Here is a 17,974-nt window from a genome sequence, read left to right as displayed (position 1 = left end):
CGCCTCAAACCTCCGCCGACTGGAACAGCTTCGGGTCGGGCGCGGCATGCGGCATGGTTTGCGGCCCACCGGTGCCGATACCCCATTGGTCCATGATACGCGGCCCTGGCTCGTGCACCTTGGCCTCGTGCGTGTCGAAATCGACCTCTTCCAGTTCGGCGGTATATTCGACCGCGAAGCCCGCAGGCGTGACGAAATAGCTGAAGGTGTTGTCGCCGGCCGTGTGCCTGCCGGGGCCCCAGCGAATATCGATGTCTCCTTGTTTCAGGCGCGAGACGCCGCGCAGCATGCCATCGACATTGGTCATGTCGTAGGCGACGTGGTTGAGGCAGGGCGGCCCTGGCAGGATGGCAAGCCGGTGATGGGCGGAATTGCAGCGCAGGAAGCACATGAAGTCGCCCAGCCAGTCGCTGACCTTGAAGCCCAACACGTCACAGAAGAACTTCACCGCTGCCTGGTGGTCCGGCGAATGCAGCACGATGTGGCTGATGCGCAGCGGGATGCCTTCCCAGCGGTCCACCTCGCGCGCTTCGCCGTGTGCGACATCGCTGGAAATCTCGAACGGCAGGCCGTCAGGTGAGAAGAAACGGAAGCCATAGCCGCCACCGGGCGATGCAAGGTCGCGCGGCGCGTGGATGACCTTGCAGCCAGCTTCTGCGACCCTGGTGTGCAATGCATCGACATCACCCCGGCTGCTTGCCGCCAGTGCAATTACATCGACATGGTTTGCATCCGAGGGACGCAGGCGGACGACGTGATGTTCCGGCGATCCCACCGCGCGGAACCAGGTCATGCCGTCTTCGGCAGGCAGCTCCTCCAACCCCCAGTGATCGGCATAGAATGCGCGTTCGGCATCGAGGTCTTCGACCCCGTAACCAACATAGCGGATTTCGGTGACGCGGCTCATTGCCTGCTCCTCATATCGGTTGGGATACCACGCGGAACATTTCCGCAGTGGCCTTGGCATTATCGACGGGCGGCCCTTTGCCGAGCTGGCCCATGCAGATTTCGAGCGAGCGTTCGACGATATAGGCACAGCGTTCGAGACGGCGCTTGCGATAGGCGGCGAAAGCCTGTTGCGGGGTTTCGGCGCTGTCGATTTCTTCGGCCAGCACGATCGAATCCTCTATCGCCATCCCGGCGCCTTGCCCCAGGTGAGGCGTGGTCGCGTGCACCGCATCGCCCAGCAGAACGGTGCGCCCCTTGTGCCAGTCACCGCTCAGCATGAAGGCTTCCAGCGGACGATAGACGACAGCGGCATCATCGGTGATGTGGTCGGCAAGTTCCCGCAGATCAGGTGCCAGTGTCTCCATCCGCGCGCGCATCACGGCGGCAAGGCCTGCTTCCGGATAGCGCGGGTTTCCCGGCTCGGGCGTGGTAAGGTAGATATACATCAGCTCTTCGCTGATCGGGACGAGGCCGGCGCCCGTCGGTCCGTTGTAGACATGGAGTGAATCCAGTTCCGGGGGGCGCGGCAGATTGTAACGCCAGACGGACTGACCCGTGAACTGCGGCCCGGCTTCTTCGGGGAAGAGCATCGCGCGGGTCTGTGAATGAACGCCGTCGGCACCGATGACGAAGTCGAACCGCGCTGAGGAGCCATCGGAGAAGGTGACATGCGCACCAGCCGCATCCTCTTCGATCGCATCGACCGTCAGGCCGAGCCGTATCTCGGTGCCCGCCTTGGTCGCACGATCGGCCAGCACTTTCTGCAAGGCCGGCCGGCCGATGCCGACATTGGCGGGGCAGCCTTCCACCAGTCGAGGCGAGGGTACTTTCGCCACCAGCGTTCCGTCGGGCGCGTGGACTGCGACGGCATCGAAGCCGACGGAAGCGGAGAGATAGTCCCCCAGCAGGCCGAGGTGCTTCATCGCGCGCAAGACATTGCTTTGCTGGATGATGCCGACCCCATAGACCGTCCAATCGGGATCGCGCTCTATCACGGTGACCCTGTGCCCTGAACGTCGGAGGGCGATGGCCGAGGTGAGGCCGCTGATGCCGCCGCCGACAATCAATATGTTTTGCTGATCCATGCCTCGAATATGGCGAGCACCATTTGATAAGAAAAATCGATTGTTCTAATGCCAACCCATTCGTCATTTGGATAAACCTGCATGCGCTTCAAAGGGCTCGACCTGAACCTGCTTCAGGCTCTCGATATGCTGGTGGAAGAGCGCAGCGTCACGCGCGCCGCCTCCCGCCTCAATCTCTCGCAGCCGGCGATGAGCGCCGCCCTTGCAAGGCTTCGCGCCTATTTCGACGATCCGCTGCTGGTTCCACGAGGCCGGCAGATGATCCCGACCGCGGAAGCTCTCGCTTTGCGGGAGGAGATCGCTCCGATCCTTGCCAGCATCGATGGGCTCATCATCCGCTCGACCCGGTTCGATCCAGCCACTTCGCGTCGCAGCTTTCGCATCTGTGCGTCGGACTATCTCGTGGCGGTCCTGTTTCCTCGGATCGTCTCGGCCCTGCAGGCGAGGGCCCCCTATCTGTCGTTCGATCTCCTACCGCCTTCCGAACAGGCACAGGTCGGATTGGAGCGGGGCGAGGTCGACATCTTGCTTACGCCAGAGGACCATTGTGTAGCCGGTCATCCGACCAGGCTCTTGTTCGAGGAGGACCATGTGGTCGTCGGCTGGACAGGAAACCCGCTGATGCGTGGTGCAATTTCGACCGCCGACTTTGTCGAGGCAGGTCACATTGCGGTGCGGATCGGCCAGGTCAATCGCGCGTCCTTTGCAGAAAGCCAGCTTGAGCAAGCCGGGATCGATCGGCGCATTGAGATGACTGTCGCCTCCTTCACCAGTGTGCCCGACCTGTTGGTGGGCACCAACCGGCTCGCAATCATGCATCGGCGGTTAGCCGAATTGATGGCCGCCCGACTGCCGTTGGAATGGCAGGAACTGCCGTTTCGGTTTCCGAAGATGCGCCAGATGATCCAGATCAACAGTGCAAGGCAGGAGGATGCAGGAATCGCGTGGCTTGTTGAGCAGATCGTTTCGGCAGCGGAAGAGTAAACGCGTCCGACCAGAACTTCGGTTAGCGTCTTGATTGATCGAACGGCCAAATAGAGCCGGATCTGCTGCCGACGCCATCTGGCGGCTGACCAACGTCAAACAGCACAAGTCGCCCGGTGCCGCCCTGCGGTTTCGAAACCGCTTTGTTCGACGTCAAGGCCCGTGCAATCATGATGTTGCATTGTCCTTGCCGGATGCACAAGGAGGGAATTTGACGACGGAGCTTGCCTTTCGAGGCGTCGGCCTCAGCAAGGTCTATCAGACCGGTGAGACCGAGGTTCATGCCCTGCGGGGTGCCGATCTCGAGATTCCGGCGGGGGAACTGCTGGTTTTGCTAGGGCCGTCGGGCAGCGGCAAGTCGACCCTGCTCAACATCATCGGCGGGCTGGACCGGCCGACTTCCGGCGAGCTGTTCTATCACGATACCGACCTGGTGGCGCTGGATGATCGCCAGCTGACGCGCTTCCGGCGGGCGAACATCGGTTTCATCTTCCAGTTCTACAACCTCATCCCCAGCCTCACCGCGAAGGAGAATGTCCAGCTCGTCACGGATATTGCGGCGAACCCGATGGACGCGATGGAGGCGCTCGAACTGGTCGGGTTGACCGACCGGGCAGACCATTATCCGGCGCAGCTTTCCGGCGGTGAACAGCAACGCGTCGCCGTGGCGCGCGCCGTCGCCAAGCAACCGGGCGTCTTGCTGTGCGACGAGCCGACCGGGGCGCTCGACAGCAAGACCGGCGTGCGCGTGCTGGAAACGCTGGCGCTGGCCAACCGCGAGCTGGGCACGACAGTCGTGGTCATCACCCACAACGTCGGCATCGCGGCCATGGCGGACCGGGTGCTGAACTTCCTCGACGGGCGCATCGCGCGCGTTGAAACGAACGACAGCCCGATTCATCCGAGCGAGATCAGCTGGTGAGGGCGCTCGACCTCAAGCTGCTGCGCGACCTGTGGCGTATGCGAGGACAGGCGCTCGCCATTGCGCTGGTGCTGGCGGCGGCGACCTCCACCTTCGTGCTTTCGATGGGCGTCAGCCGCTCGCTGGCAGAGACGCGCGACGCCTATTACGCGCGCAACCACTACGCCGACGTCTTCGTGGAGATGACCCGCGCCCCGCGCAGCGTGGTCGACCGCATCGCCGCCATCGAGGGCGTCCAGCAGGTGGAAGGGCGCATCCAGCAATATGCCTCGCTCGACATGCCGGGTCGGGTCATCCCGGTGCGCGCGCTGATCAATTCCATCGACGAGCACGGCTACAACCGCCTCAATCTCATCACCCTGCGTGAAGGCCGCCTGCCGCGGGCAGGGGCGCCGCAGGAAGTGGTGGTGGACGAAGCCTTTGCCCAGGCCAGTTCGCTCGCCGTCGGGGACGAGGTTTCGGCGCTGATCTACGGTAGCCGGCAACCGTTGCGGATCGTCGGCGTGGGACTGGCGCCCGACTTCATCTACTCGCTGGCACCGGGCGACCTGGTGCCCGACAACACCCGCTTCGGCATCTTCTGGATGGGCGAGGAGGCGCTGGAAGCGGCGACCGACCGCAAGGAAGCGATCAACTCGATCTCGCTCACCCTGCAACGCGGCGTCTCCGAGGCCGAGGTGATCCGCAAGGTCGACGATATTGTCGCCCCTTATGGTGGGGCGGGGGCCTATGGCCGTGAAGACCACATCTCCAACGCCTTCGTCGATAACGAGCTGATGCAGCTCGATGCGATGACGCAGGTGATCCCGCCGGTCTTCCTGGTGGTGGCGACCTTTCTGGTCTACATCGTGCTGGGCCGGCTGATCCGTACCGAACGGACCCAGATCGGGCTGATCAAGGCCTTCGGCTATTCCGACTGGGCGATCGCGGCGCATTACCTGAAATTCTCCCTGGTGGTCGCCGGACTTGCGACACTGGGCGGATCGCTGGCAGGGATCTGGATGGGTCGGGCGATGACCGAGCTGTACCTCGAGTTCTTCCGCTTCCCGTTCCTCGAATACCGCGTCTCGGGCAACGTTTTCCTCGGTGCGGCGCTGCTGTCTTTCGGGGCGGCAGGGCTGGGCGCCCTTGGCGGGATGCGCACGGCGGCAAGGCTGAACCCGGCCGTGGCCATGTCGCCTCCGCCGCCGCCGGTCTACCGTTCGGGCATGCTGGAGAAATTCGGCACCTGGGGGGGATTCTCGGCAATCGGACACATGATCGCCCGTCATATCGCGCGTTGGCCGTGGCGCTCGGCCATCACGGTGCTGGGCGTCTCGCTGTCGCTGGCGCTGCTGTTCGCCACGCTGCAATTCATGGACTCGAGCCGCACCATGCTCGATTCCTACTTCTTCCGCGCCCAGCGGCAGGACATGACGGTGACCTTCACCGAGCCGCGCAACGAGGACGTGCTCTACGAGCTCGAACAGCTTCCCGGGGTCTTGCGTGCGGAACCGGTGCGCGGCGTGCCGGTCAAACTCAGCTTCACCAACCGGATGGAACGGACAGCCATCGAGAGCACCAGCGAGGATGCCGTCCTGTCCGCTCGCATCGATGCCGATGGCAACGAGCTTGGCCTGCCGCCGGCCGGCCTGATGCTCAGTCGCCGCATGGCGGACAAGCTGGGCGTGGATGCCGGGGACAGCATCCACGTCGAGCTGCTTGGTGGCAGGCAAACGGAGCTGGATCTGAACGTCGCGGGGATCGTCGACGAATTCATCGGGGAGCGGGCCTATGCGACGCAGGGCGTGCTGGAACGGCTGACGCGCGATGCCGCACCCGTGGGAGCGGCGCAGCTTCGGATCGATCCGGCAGAGCGCGACCGGATTCTGACCGAACTCAAAGACATGCCGCTGGTGCTTGGGGTAACCGAGCGAGACGCTGCGATGGAACGGTTCGAAGAATTGATCGACGAGAACATCAACACCATGCTCGTTTTCTACATCGCCTTCGCCTCCGCGATTGCCGTTGGGGTGGTGTACAACAGTGCCCGCATCCTGTTCTCCGAGCGCGCCCATGAACTCGCGACCCTGCGCGTACTTGGCTATTTCCGCAGCGAGGTGGGCATCGTCATGCTGGGCGAGCTGGCGCTGCTGGTGGTGGCCGCGGTTCCCGTGGGATGCATCCTCGGGTATTGGTTGGCGCAATTCATGACCGCGATGTTCAGCTCCGACCTCTTCCGCCTCCCGTTCGCGCCTTCGCGCTCGACCTATGGCTTCGCCAGCCTGGTGGTCATGGCCTCGGCATCGCTCACGGCAGTGGTCGTCGCCATGCGGGTATTCAAACTGGACATGGTACGGGTGCTGAAGGCTCAGGAATGATCGTTTCACTCATCAAACGCTGGCGTTGGGCCTTGCTGATCGCGCTGCTGCTGGCGGCCGGGCTGCTGTTCGCCTTCTGGCCGGAAAGGGTGCCGGTCGACACTGGCGAAGTCTCGCGTGGCCCGATGACCGTGGGCATAACCGACGACGGCGTGACGCGGGCGGAGGAATACTATGTCGTTTCCGCGCCGGTCACCGGATACTTGGCGCGCATCGAGCTTGAGGCAGGTGACGAGGTCAGCCGCGGCGCGCTGATCACCCGCATGACCGGGGTGCCGTCGACCCCGCTGGACCAGCGCAGCGAGCGGGAATTGCGTGCGGCGCTGACCTCCGCGCGCGCCAGCGAAGGCGGCGCGCGGGCGTCGCTGGAACAGGCCGAGCGGGACCTGGTCCGGGCAGAGGAACTGGCAGAACGCGGGTTCCTGCCGCGGGCGCAACTGGAAGCAGCGCGAACTCGCGTTGCCAATGGTCGTGCCGTGCTCGACCAGACGCGCGGAGAAGTGCGCCGGATCGAGGCGCTGCTGACGCAACCGGGCGGTGCCGGCTCCGGAACCCCGGTTCCGGTCCGCGCGCCTGCCAGCGGTTCGGTGATGTCAGTCATCACCGAAAGCGAAGGCGTGATTGCCCAGGGTACGCAGCTGATGACAATCGGCGACCCGCAGCAGATCGAGGCCGTCGTGGACCTGATCTCGCGCGAGGCTGCTCGCGTGAGCGTCGGCGACCTGGTGATGATTACCCAGTGGGGCGGGGAGGGCACCATCACCGGACGGGTGACCCAGGTGGAGCCGTTCGGCCGCCTCAAGATTTCCGCGCTCGGGATAGAGGAGCAGCGGGTGAACGTGATCGTCGGCTTCGATGCGGAGCAGGCCGAGGCGCTCGCACGGCTGGGGCACGGCTATCAGATCGACGCGACATTCGTACTGTGGAGCGCCGAGGATGCCCTGAGGGTTCCGATTGGCGCCCTGTTCCGCGGGTCGGAAGGCGACTGGCGCGTGTTCGCCATCGATGGCGGCCGGGCGGTCGAACGGGCGGTCGTGCTGGGCCATCTCAACGACGAACACGCCGAGGTGCTGGAGGGTCTGGACGAGGGTGAGACCGTCATCCTCAATCCCGGAGGGGCGCTGGAAGACGGCGTGCGGGTTGAACCGCGAGAATAGCATCTGCCGGGCGGTGGGCTTGGCAGCGGCCTAGGCGAAAATACGGATATTGCTCGGAATGCCCGCGACGGCGAGGTGGCGATTTGTCCAACTGATATGTTGGCAATTCCATGTTGCCCGCACGCCATTGCGGTCATAGCGCGGCCACATGGTGATCGGTGGCCCAAGAGATTCGGCCACTTCGAGACCCATTAGGGAGAGAACTCATCAGGTTTGACCGGCAGCCGTGCTGGCTGAGGCCTTCGCCTGTCCGCGAAAAGTCCAACTCCCTATGGGTGTCGCGTCGCCATTCGGTCGCGATCCAGACCTCGATGGTTGGCCAGACCAAGGGCTGTGTTCCCTTGTCGCCAGACGTCGGGCAACGGGGCGCCCTCAAAGGGAGAAGTTTCAGAATGAGCAAATCGCACAGCGCAACCGCGCTCCGCCTGCTGGCGAGCGCATCCGTCATCGCCACGCTCGCGTCGGTGCCTTCGGTCGCATTCGCACAGGACGCCGTGGAAGAGGTTGCCGACGATAACCGTATCGTCGTGACCGCCACCAAGCGTGAGCAGGACCTGCAGGACGTGTCGCTGGCTATCAGCGCCTTCGAAGGCGAGACCCTGGCGGACAACCAGATCAACACGCTGGAAGACCTGCAGGTCGCCGTCCCGTCGCTGACGGTCGGTAACGACTTCGCCTTTGCCAAGCTCTACATCCGCGGCATCGGCCTCAACTCCTCGCTGCCGGGTCTCGATCCGTCGGTGGCGCTGCACGTCGATGGCGCGGTTGTCGCCCAGCCGACCCAGCAGTTCGCTTCGCTGTACGACCTTGAGCGGGTTGAAGTCCTGCGCGGTCCGCAGGGCACGCTCTATGGCCGCAACGCCACGGGCGGTTCGATCAACCTCGTCACGGCCGCGCCGACCGACTACTTCGAAGGCTACACCCGCCTTACGGTGAGCGGCGACGATTTCGGCATCCTGGCCGAAGGCGCGGTCTCCGGTCCGCTGACTGACGGTATCCAGGCGCGTATCGCCTTCCGTCACCAGAACCGCGACGGCTTCGGCACGCACACGCTGACCGGAGAAGACGTCGACGATGCCAACAAGATCGGCATCCGTGGCCAGCTCAACTTCGATATTTCGCCGGCAGTCACGAACCGCGTGATCGTGGAATACTTCCGCGAGAACGAGCGTTCGCGCGCGGTGAAGTTCCTCGGCGCCAGCTTCCCGCAGACCGTGATCGACGGCCTGCCGGCGCAGATCGCCACGCTCAGTTCCAACCAGCCGGGTGTCAGCGACACCGACTATCGCAATGGACTGCTGGCGCAGATCCCCAACCTCGTCACGCTGGCGGGCCCCGATGCCCTGCTGAACTCGCGCGACGTCGGTGGCGACCTGCCGCCGATCGGCCGGCTCGAGACGACCAGCGTCACCAACCTGTTCGAAGCCGAACTGGGTGCCGACTTCGTCTTCCGCTCGATCACCAACTTCCGCGAAGGCGAGAGCTTCCTGCTGCAGGACTTCGACATCTCGAACGTCCGTAACGGCATCGACAATGCCCTGCCGTCCACCGTGCAGGTGCAGCAGGTGGAGAACGAGCAGTTCTCGCAGGAACTGCAGTTCGTGGTCGACACCAGTCGCCTGCGCGGCCTGATCGGTGCGTTCTACTTCACCGACGACGTCAGCGCGATCGTGCCGATCGGCACCAATCCGCAGTCGGCCTACAACCGTCGTGACATCCTCGATCCGTTCATTGCCCAGACCAACCCCGGTCCGGCTCCGGCCGCCCGTCCGGACATTGCGCAGCTGTTCCCCGATGCCCGTGTGATGATCCCGGGTGCCATGGACGTCGAGGCCTGGGCGCTGTTCGCCAACTTCACCTTCGACGTGACCGACACCTTCCGCATCAAGGCAGGCGCCCGATACTCGGACGAAAGCCGCGACATCCAGGTCGATACCTTCCTGCCCGGTGCCGGCCCCGGCCTGCAGCTGGCGACCGGTGCGGACAGCCGCAGCTTCTCCGACTTCACGCCAGAAATCGGGCTTGAGCTCGATGTCGGAGAGACGCTGCTCTACGCGACCTACTCGGAAGGCTTCAAATCGGGCTCGGCTGCTCTGGTGGACGGTTCGCCGTTCATCACCAACCCGGAAACCATCGAGAACTGGGAAGCCGGCCTGAAGGGCACCTACCTCGACGGTGCGCTCGACCTGTCGATCGCCGCCTTCTACTACGAAGTGGACGGTGCGCAGTTCGACCGTACCCGCCTGATCTCGAGCGGCCCGCGCTTCGTCACCAGCGTTGAGAACGCTGCCACGACCGAAGGCATGGGTATCGAAATCGAAGGTACGGCCTACCTGACCGACGAGTTCTCGCTCGCGTTCAACGGCAGCCTCTACGACATCGAGTTCCAGGACTTCATCACCGACAACCCGCTGGATCCGCTCGGCGCGCTGGAGGGTCTTGCCGGTTTCACGCCGCGCACGATCAACCTTTCGGGCAATCGTCCGCGTAACACGCCGGAAGCTTCCTTCGGCCTGCGGGCGACCTACGACAAGGACCTGTCGAACGGTGGCAACATCACCGCCTCGGCTTCCTACAGCTACACCGGTGACCAGTTCTACACCGAGTTCAACGACCCGCGCATGGCGGCCGACGACTACAGCATCGTCGACGCCAACCTGAAGTACACCTTCCCGAACCGGGACCTGAGCGTGAACCTCTGGGTGCGTAACCTGACCGATGAATTCGTGGTGTCGGGCGCCTTCGCCGTGTCGACCAGCCGCACGATCACCGGCACCTACCTGCCGCCTCGTCAGTACGGCATCACGGTCGGCTACGAATTCTGATCGATTGCGTCAGAACAAGATCGGGGGCGTCCTTCGGGGCGCCCCTTTTCTTTGGCGGCAGGGAATCAGGCTTCGAGCTGCTTCTTCGCCTGTACGTCACGGCGCCATTGCGCCGGTGACAGGCCGCACTTGCGGCTGAAGAAGCGCGAGAAATAGGCGGGGTCGGGAAGGCCGATGAACTCGCCGATCTCCCCCACGCTCATGTTGGAGAAAGCCAGCAGGCGTTGCGCCTCCAGGATGGCGCGCTGGTCGCGCATCTCGGTCGGCGACTGGCCATAGGCGGCGCAGGCTTCGCGCAGTGATGTTTCGCTCACCGCCAATTCCCGGGCATAGGTGATGACCGGCTCACGCAAGCGATAGCGTTGTTCCAGCAACTGCCGGAAGCGGGCCATCAATTGCGCTTGCCTGGTGGTGCCCGCGGCTCCGTTCTTGCTGTGCTCCGCCCGTCGCGCAGCATAGACCATGACCAGCATCAGCGCGGCATTCATGGCTGCGGATTGTCCAAGTGCGATCCAGGAATTCTCCCGCCGCGCGATCTCCATCGCATGTTCGATGGCGGTGCATTCCTCGGCATCGAGATCGAGGCAACGCGATTCTGCGAAGAGCGTCTCGAACTCCGGATGCAGGCTGCAAATCTGCCGCAACTGGATGTCGGCGAGCGTCAGCACCAGGCCGGCGGATTCGGCATGCCATTCGAACCCGTGCACGGCACGGGCCGGAACGATCAGCAGTTTGGGCGCTATAAATTCAATGAAATCAGATTCATATTGGATTACGCCACCACCCTCGTTGATCAGGATCATGTGATTGAGATCAAGGTGTTTATGCGGTGCGATGGACCATCCGCTCGGCCGGGAACGGGTGGCCAGATCCTCGATATGGATGAAGTCGGGGTCGGCTTCCTGGCTCGCCTCTCCATAGAGGAAATAGTGGGGTAGCGGGTCCTCCTTCATTCCCGGTTCTTTGCCCCGTTCCGATGATAAAGCCAAGTTGTTCGTTGGGATTGCCATTCGGCCGGGCGAGCGGCAGCCCTAGGAGCGAATGCAGAAACGAACAGGGGATTGGAATGAAGACCGACGTCTGCATCATCGGTGCGGGGCCGGCCGGGCTGCTGCTTGGCCACCTGCTCAAGGCAGAGGGCGTGGACTGCGTGGTGATCGAGCGCCGCTCGCCCGACTATGTGCTCAGCCGCATCCGGGCCGGCGTGCTGGAAAACATCACGGTCGACCTGATGGAGCGTATCGGGCTGGACCGACGCCTCAAGGCCGAAGGGCTGGTGCACGACGGTTTCAATCTTGCCGATGGCGAGCGGCTGATCCGCATCGATATTGCCGGCCTCACCGGGCAGCAGGTCTACGTCTACGGTCAGACCGAAGTCACGCGTGACCTGATGGATGCCTGCGAAGAGCGCGGTCTCGAAACGATCTACGAAGTCGAGGACACGGCGCTGCACGATATCGAGAGCGATGCGCCCTACGTCACGTTCGACAAGGGCGGTCAGCAGCAGCGGATCGATTGCCGGATCATCGTGGGTTGCGACGGTTTCCATGGACCCAGCCGCCGCGCCATCCCGGCCAGCGTGGGCAAGGAGTACATGCTCGAATATCCGTTTGGCTGGCTCGGCATCCTGGCTGACGTGCCGCCATGCAATCACGAACTGATCTACGCCAACCACGAGCGCGGCTTCGCCCTGGCGAGCATGCGCAGCGAAACGCGCAGCCGCTACTACGTCGATGTGCCGTTGACCGATAAGGCGGATGACTGGAGCGACGAGCGAATCTGGGACGAACTGGCGATCCGGCTCGGGCCGGATGCAGCTGCCAACATCACCCGCGGGCCAAGCATCGAAAAGAGCATCGCCCCGCTGCGCTCGTTCGTCTTTGCGCCGATGCGCCATGGCTCGCTGATGCTGTGCGGCGACAGCGCCCATATCGTGCCCCCGACCGGGGCGAAGGGCCTGAACCTCGCCGCCAGCGACGTGCACTACGCGGCCGAGGCGCTGACGCGTTTCTTCAAGGCTTCGGATAACGACGCGATCAGCGGCTATTCGGACAAGGCGCTGTCCCGCGTGTGGAAGTCCGAGCGGTTCAGCTGGTCGCTGACCAACCTCATGCACCGCTTCCCCGGCGGCGGAGATTTCGAGCGTGCCATGCAGGTGGCGGAACTGGATTACATCGCCAACAGCCGCGCCGCGCAGACGAGCATTGCCGAGAATTACGTCGGCTTGCCCGTCTAGGCTGATGTTGACCTCGGACCTGTGCCCGTTAGAGCGGGCGGAGATGTCCGCGAAGCCCAATCCGCCCGCGCTCGATGCGCTCTCCGGGGATGGACCGATAGCGCTGTTCCTCGATTTCGACGGGACGCTGGTCGACATTGCCCCGACGCCTGACGGTATTGCCGTACCAGACAACCTGTCGCAGCGACTGACCGAGCTTAGCGATCGGCTGGGCGGGCGCCTGGCGCTGATCAGTGGGCGCGCGCTTGTCGATCTCCAGAGGCACCTCGGCGGGTTCCGGCTGGTTGCGGCAGGATCGCACGGGGTCGATTGCCGGGCTGCCGACGGGTCCAGCATCGGTGAGGAGCCCGCGGGCATGTCGGCGCCGCTGCTGGAAGAGGTGCAGGTCTTCGTCGCGGAAAAAGGGCTGACGCAGGAAGACAAGCCGCACGGCGCTGCCTTGCATTACCGGAGCGATCCCTCGCTGGAAGACGAAGTGCTGGAATTCGCCCGGCGCAAGGCGGACGAGCACGGGCTGGACCTGAAGCGCGGCAAGTGCGTGGTCGAACTGGTGGCGCCCGGCGCCAACAAGGGAGCGGCCGTCCACCGGATCATGGCCGAGGAACCTTTTACCGGTGCGCGGCCTGTTTTCATAGGCGACGACGTTACGGATGAAGACGGCATGGTAGCGGCGCAGGAATACGGCGGTTTTGGCATCTCTGTAGGGGAGCGAGAGAGCGCCGAGGCAAAATACGCCCTTGCCAGTCCTGCTGCAGTGCACCATTGGTTGGGATTGTGACAGGGCACACCAGCGATCTAGAGCTCTGGCCGATTGGCAACTGCCAGGTTTCCGGCCTTATCGACACCCGCGGCGGCATCGTCTGGGGGTGCGTTCCCCGGGTCGACGGCGACCCGACCTTTTGCGCACTGCTGAACGGCGATGCGCAGGATGTCGGCGTCTGGCGCTTCGAGCTGGAAGGGCAGGTCAGCGCGCATCAGGAATACATCCGCAACACGCCGATCCTGCTGACCCGACTGGAGGCCGGCGACGGCAGCGCGGTGGAGGTGCTGGACTTCTGCCCGCGCTTCGAACGCTCCGGCCGTATGTATCGCCCCGTGGCCTATGCGCGCATCGTGCGACCCATCGCCGGCAATCCGCGCATCAAGGTCGTGCTCAAGCCGATGAAGAACCACGGTGCCGAGGTTGCCGAGACGACTAACGGCACCAACCACGTCCGCTACCTAACCACCGGGCAGGCGCTGCGCCTCTCCACCGATGCGCCGGTCGGCTACATCCTCGAGCAGCGCACCTTCCGCATTGAGGAGGACACGCACTTCTTCCTCGGCCCGGACGAACCCTTCGTCGGCAACCTGCGCGAACAGGTGCGGCGGATGGAACAGTCGACGCGCAAGTACTGGCAACTCTGGGCGCGCAGCCTGGCGACGCCGTTCGAATGGCAGCAGGAGGTGATCCGCGCGGCGATCACGCTGAAACTGTGCCAGCACGAGGAAACCGGGGCCATCGTCGCCGCGCTGACGACTTCCATCCCCGAAGCCCCGCATTCGGAGCGCAACTGGGACTATCGCTACTGCTGGATCCGCGATTCCTACTACACCGTGCAGGCGCTCAACCGGCTGGGCGCGCTGGACGTGCTGGAGAAGTATCTCGGCTACCTGCGCAACATCGTCGATGACGCCAAGGGCGGACAGATCCAGCCGCTCTATTCGGTCATGGGCGTTGCCGAGCTGAACGAGACGACGGCCAGCTGGCTGGAAGGCTATCGCGGCATGGGGCCGGTGCGCGTGGGCAATGCCGCCTACAAACAGGTGCAGCACGACGCCTATGGCCAGATCGTGTTGCCGACCGTGCAGGGCTTCCTCGACAAGCGGCTGCTGCGCATGGCCGACGATCGCGACTTCGAAAGCCTGGAACAGGTTGGCGAGATGGCGTGGAAGATGCACGATCAGCCCGATGCCGGCCTGTGGGAATTCCGCACGCGGCAGGAGGTGCACACCTATTCCGCCGTGATGAGCTGGGCGGCCTGCGACCGGCTGGCCAACGCCGCTGCCTATCTCGGCAAGGACGATCGCGCGACTTTCTGGCGCGAGCGGGCCGACGCCATTGCCAGGACCATCGACGAGAAGGCCTGGAAAGGGGAGGGCAAGGAAGGCCACTTCGGCGCCAGCTTCGAAAGCGATTACCTCGACGCCAGCCTGCTGCAGCTGCTGGAACTGCGTTTCATCGAGCCGGACGACCAGCGTTTCCTGCAGACCTTCGACATGATCGAACGCGACCTGCGTCGTGGCGAACACATGCTGCGCTATGCGGCTGAGGACGACTTCGGTGCCCCTGAGACGGCTTTCAACATCTGCACCTTCTGGCTGATCGAGGCGCTGGCGCTGATGGGCCGCAAGGAGGAGGCGCGGCAGCTTTTCTGCACCATGCTGGACCATCGCACCGGCTCCGGCCTACTGTCCGAAGACATGGATTTCGAGACCGGAGAACTGTGGGGGAATTTCCCCCAAACCTACTCGCTGGTCGGTATAATCAATTGCGCCGGACTACTCTCGAAGAGCTGGAACACCGTACGTTAGGAGGCTGAATTGGCCCGACTTGTTGTCATCTCGAACCGCGTTGCCGTTCCCAAGGCACGCGGGGTCGCCGGTGCACAAGGGGGACTGGCGGGAGCGCTCAACTCCGCCTTGAAGGCCAACGGCGGTATCTGGTTCGGCTGGAGCGGGCAGGAGACCGACGAGTTTACCGGCTCGATTAATTACGTGCGCTCCGCCGACGGTGTTACCACGGCGACGATCGACCTCGAACACCAGGATATCGAAGAGTATTACAACGGCTACGCCAATTCCACGCTGTGGCCGCTGTTTCACTACCGCATCGACCTGACGAAGTACGAGCGCGAGTTCGGCAAGGGCTACGAGCGGGTGAACGAGCGCTTCGCCCAGAGCGTCCTGCCGCTGATCGACAAGGACGATCATGTCTGGGTGCATGACTATCATTTCATGCCCTTGGGCGAGCGGTTGCGCAGCATGGGGGTGAAGAACAAGCTCGGCTTCTTCCTGCACATCCCCTGGCCGCCGACCAATCTGTTCGTCTCGTTGCCCTACCACGAGCGGCTGGTGCAGGCGCTGCTGCATTACGACCTGATCGGCTTCCAGAACGACACCTGGCTGGAGAGCTTCCTGCACTATTGCGAAAAGGAACTCGGCGCCGAGGTGGATCGCGACAGCGGCACCGTGGAACTGGACGGCCGCAAGACGGTGGCGCGCGCCTATCCCATCGGCATCGACTACGACTTTTTCACCGGCAAGGGGGACACCGGCGAGGCGCGCCAGGCGCAGCAGCGGCTGATGTCTTCCACTCGTCATCGTACCGCGATGATCGGGGTCGACCGGCTGGACTATTCGAAGGGCCTGCCCGAACGGCTCGACGGGATCGCGCGTTTCTTCGACCGCTATCCCGATCGGGTGCGCGACCTCGTCTTCATCCAGATCGCGCCGCCCAGTCGCGAGGATATCGGCAGCTACCAGCAGATCCGCGCCACGCTCGAACAGAAGGCGGGCCAGATCAACGGCGCACGTTCGGAAGTCGACCTCGTGCCGATCCGGTACGTCAACAGGGGCTACAGCCAGGAGGAGCTGTTCGGCTTCTACCGCGCCGCCAAGATCGGCCTCGTCACCCCGCTGCGCGACGGGATGAATCTGGTGGCCAAGGAATATGTCGCGGCGCAGGACCCGGACGATCCCGGCGTCTTGATCCTGTCGCGCTTTGCCGGTGCCGCACAGCAGCTGGATTGTGATGGGGAGGGCGCGCTGATGATCAATCCGCACAGCGCGGACGATCTCGCGCATCACATCCGCCTGGCGCTCGACATGCCGCTGGAAGAGCGAAGGCGGCGCTACGAGAACATGATCGTCACAGTGCGCGAGGAAAACGTGCAGCGCTGGACCGTGAATTTCATCTCCGACCTCGGCGAAGTCGGCAGTTGAGCCGGGGCTAGACCAGCCTCAGGCCGAAGCGACGCGGTGACGACTTCGCCTGGGCAGTGCGGCGGCGCTCCAGGTCCTCCAGCGGCTGGTGGCGCGGACGGCCTTCCTGCGTTTTCAGAACTTGGTTCACCCGAAACACCAGCATCTTCTCGCTGAACGGCTTGCGGATGTAGTCCTGCGCGCCGTTGTAATAGGCTACCTGTTCCTCCTTCAGCCCGGTAACGCCGGTCAGCATGGCAATCGGAAGATCATAGTAACGCGGTGAATTGCGCAAGCGGCGTAGAAGAGTGGAGCCGTTCTCGCCCGGCATGTTCTGATCCAGCAGGACAAGGTCCGGCCGGCTTTTAGTAATGGTGGCCACGGCTTCCTTGGCGTCGCACACCCAGCCACAGACGTGCCCGGCGCCGATCAGGATGCGGGCGGCGTTCGCTGCAAGAATGTCATCGTCATCGACAACCAGGATGTGGGCCATGCTGCGTTCCCGTGGTTAATCTGCGTCACCCCCTCGCTAGGGGACAGGCTCATCAACTCAAGTGAAGCGCAGGCTGCGCAAAAGCCCCTAGGTCAGAACACGGCCATGGCGGCGAGCACGATCAGCGCGATCAGCACCAGCGAGGACGCGGCGAAGATCAGGAACCGCAGAGGCACCTTGTTGATGATCGCCTGCACCAGCGAATGGACTACCCGCAGGGCGACGTAGACCCAGGCCAGCGTGGTAGCGAGGCCATTGCCGGCCTCGACCACCGCCAGCACCAGGCAGACGGCGTAGAATACCGTCGGAGCCTCGTGCAGGTGGTTGTAGTTCTTCGCCTTCCACTGCACCTGCACCGGCAGCATCTGGTCCAGCGAGGCGCCGGGCGTGTTGGCCAGGCTGTCGGGATCGACCTTGGCGGTGGCCATGGCAGGCAGGCGCGTTGCATACATCCACAGCCACATCACCATGGTCCACGCGGCCAGCGCCACGACGGGTTGCAGGATCGTCATGTCGCTAGCCCGTCAAATCGTAGCGAGCAGCGCGCGAACGGCGAGCGCCGCCAGGACGATGCTGGAGATCGTGAACAGCGTCAGGCGAATGGGGATGGTATTGACCACCGACTGCCACAGCGAGTGCACCACGCGGATGCCGACATAGGCCCAGGCGAGGTAGAGATCGGTCTGCGTCCCGCCGGCAAGGAACAGGATGATCACCACCGCATAGAAGACGGTCGGCTGTTCCATCAGGTGGTTGTAGTTGTGCGCTTTCCACTGGATCGGACCGGGCAGCACGCCATCGAGGTCCGAACCGCGCCCGCCGCGGGACTTCTCCGCCGGCATCTCCAGCTTGGCGAGGGCCGGCAGGCGCAGTGCCGCCATCCAGATGAGCATGATCATCGACCACACGGCCAGTGCCGCTGCGGGTGCGAGCAGTTCGAAATTCATGATTGTCTCCCCTCCGAGTCCGGCGGGAGACTGCGCCGCGGCAATTAGATTGTC

Annotated in this window: 15 protein-coding genes; 9 read left to right on the top strand and 6 right to left on the bottom strand. The window is 63.8% G+C overall.

The genetic code is table 11. From position 1 onward, the window contains the following. Nucleotides 1-4 precede the first annotated feature (4 nt). Both OZN62_RS03245 and OZN62_RS03240 read right to left on the bottom strand, forming a co-directional pair. Nucleotides 5-907: a VOC family protein gene (locus OZN62_RS03245; RefSeq protein WP_269101320.1), complete on the bottom strand. Its 903-nt coding sequence runs from the start codon at nucleotides 905-907 to the stop codon at nucleotides 5-7. Between the two features lie 10 nt (nucleotides 908-917). Then, nucleotides 918-2,033 (bottom strand): FAD-dependent oxidoreductase, encoded by a 1,116-nt coding sequence (locus tag OZN62_RS03240; protein WP_269101319.1) that lies wholly within the window; start codon nucleotides 2,031-2,033, stop codon nucleotides 918-920. 81 nt (nucleotides 2,034-2,114) lie between these two features. Between OZN62_RS03240 and OZN62_RS03235 the strand changes: the two genes are divergently transcribed. The 5 genes from OZN62_RS03235 to OZN62_RS03215 all read left to right on the top strand — a co-directional run bounded on the left by OZN62_RS03235 (nucleotide 2,115) and on the right by OZN62_RS03215 (nucleotide 10,281). Then, complete coding sequence (locus OZN62_RS03235) at nucleotides 2,115-3,017, top strand: LysR family transcriptional regulator (protein ID WP_269101318.1); 903 nt, start codon at nucleotides 2,115-2,117, stop codon at nucleotides 3,015-3,017. 211 nt (nucleotides 3,018-3,228) lie between these two features. Next, nucleotides 3,229-3,939 (top strand): ABC transporter ATP-binding protein, encoded by a 711-nt coding sequence (locus tag OZN62_RS03230; protein WP_269101317.1) that lies wholly within the window; start codon nucleotides 3,229-3,231, stop codon nucleotides 3,937-3,939. Then, nucleotides 3,936-6,299 (top strand): ABC transporter permease, encoded by a 2,364-nt coding sequence (locus tag OZN62_RS03225; protein WP_269101316.1) that lies wholly within the window; start codon nucleotides 3,936-3,938, stop codon nucleotides 6,297-6,299. Before OZN62_RS03230 ends, OZN62_RS03225 begins: the two co-directional genes overlap by 4 nt. After that, nucleotides 6,296-7,456, top strand: a complete 1,161-nt coding sequence (locus OZN62_RS03220) for an efflux RND transporter periplasmic adaptor subunit (RefSeq protein ID WP_269101315.1) — start codon at nucleotides 6,296-6,298, stop codon at nucleotides 7,454-7,456. The genes OZN62_RS03225 and OZN62_RS03220 overlap by 4 nt, the downstream gene beginning before the upstream one ends. 392 nt (nucleotides 7,457-7,848) lie before the next feature. Then, on the top strand, nucleotides 7,849-10,281 hold the full coding sequence (locus OZN62_RS03215) for a TonB-dependent receptor (protein WP_269101314.1): 2,433 nt from the start codon (nucleotides 7,849-7,851) through the stop codon (nucleotides 10,279-10,281). 65 nt (nucleotides 10,282-10,346) lie between these two features. Here OZN62_RS03215 and OZN62_RS03210 read toward each other — a convergent pair whose 3' ends face one another. Further along, nucleotides 10,347-11,234 (bottom strand): helix-turn-helix domain-containing protein, encoded by an 888-nt coding sequence (locus tag OZN62_RS03210; RefSeq protein ID WP_269101313.1) that lies wholly within the window; start codon nucleotides 11,232-11,234, stop codon nucleotides 10,347-10,349. Nucleotides 11,235-11,347: 113 nt separating this feature from the next. On the opposite strand from OZN62_RS03210, the gene pobA reads away from it, so the two are divergent. From pobA to OZN62_RS03190, 4 genes are read left to right on the top strand one after another with little or no spacing between them, the layout of a single operon-like run. Continuing rightward, on the top strand, nucleotides 11,348-12,517 hold the full coding sequence (pobA, locus tag OZN62_RS03205; RefSeq protein ID WP_269101311.1) for a 4-hydroxybenzoate 3-monooxygenase: 1,170 nt from the start codon (nucleotides 11,348-11,350) through the stop codon (nucleotides 12,515-12,517). A 43-nt stretch (nucleotides 12,518-12,560) separates the two neighbouring features. Then, nucleotides 12,561-13,295, top strand: a complete 735-nt coding sequence (gene otsB, locus OZN62_RS03200) for a trehalose-phosphatase (RefSeq protein ID WP_269101310.1) — start codon at nucleotides 12,561-12,563, stop codon at nucleotides 13,293-13,295. Beyond that, a complete protein-coding gene (locus OZN62_RS03195) occupies nucleotides 13,292-15,091 on the top strand; it encodes a glycoside hydrolase family 15 protein (RefSeq protein ID WP_269101309.1) in 1,800 nt (599 codons plus the stop codon). The genes otsB and OZN62_RS03195 overlap by 4 nt, the downstream gene beginning before the upstream one ends. 9 nt (nucleotides 15,092-15,100) lie before the next feature. Then, nucleotides 15,101-16,501, top strand: coding sequence for an alpha,alpha-trehalose-phosphate synthase (UDP-forming) (locus tag OZN62_RS03190; RefSeq protein ID WP_269101308.1), 1,401 nt, complete (start codon nucleotides 15,101-15,103; stop codon nucleotides 16,499-16,501). 7 nt (nucleotides 16,502-16,508) lie between these two features. Here the strand turns inward: OZN62_RS03190 and OZN62_RS03185 are convergent, their stop codons facing one another. The 3 genes from OZN62_RS03185 to OZN62_RS03175 all read right to left on the bottom strand — a co-directional run bounded on the left by OZN62_RS03185 (nucleotide 16,509) and on the right by OZN62_RS03175 (nucleotide 17,920). After that, nucleotides 16,509-16,973, bottom strand: a complete 465-nt coding sequence (locus tag OZN62_RS03185; protein WP_269101307.1) for a response regulator transcription factor — start codon at nucleotides 16,971-16,973, stop codon at nucleotides 16,509-16,511. A 92-nt stretch (nucleotides 16,974-17,065) separates the two neighbouring features. Next, nucleotides 17,066-17,485, bottom strand: coding sequence for an MAPEG family protein (locus OZN62_RS03180; protein WP_269101306.1), 420 nt, complete (start codon nucleotides 17,483-17,485; stop codon nucleotides 17,066-17,068). A 12-nt stretch (nucleotides 17,486-17,497) separates the two neighbouring features. Beyond that, complete coding sequence (locus OZN62_RS03175; protein ID WP_269101305.1) at nucleotides 17,498-17,920, bottom strand: MAPEG family protein; 423 nt, start codon at nucleotides 17,918-17,920, stop codon at nucleotides 17,498-17,500. Nucleotides 17,921-17,974: the final 54 nt, after the last annotated feature.

It is taken from the genome of Aurantiacibacter sp. MUD11 (assembly GCF_026967575.1).
Classification (GTDB): domain Bacteria; phylum Pseudomonadota; class Alphaproteobacteria; order Sphingomonadales; family Sphingomonadaceae; genus Alteraurantiacibacter.
Note: the sequence above shows the minus strand (reverse complement) of the source record. Positions and strands in the feature narration are given on the sequence as shown.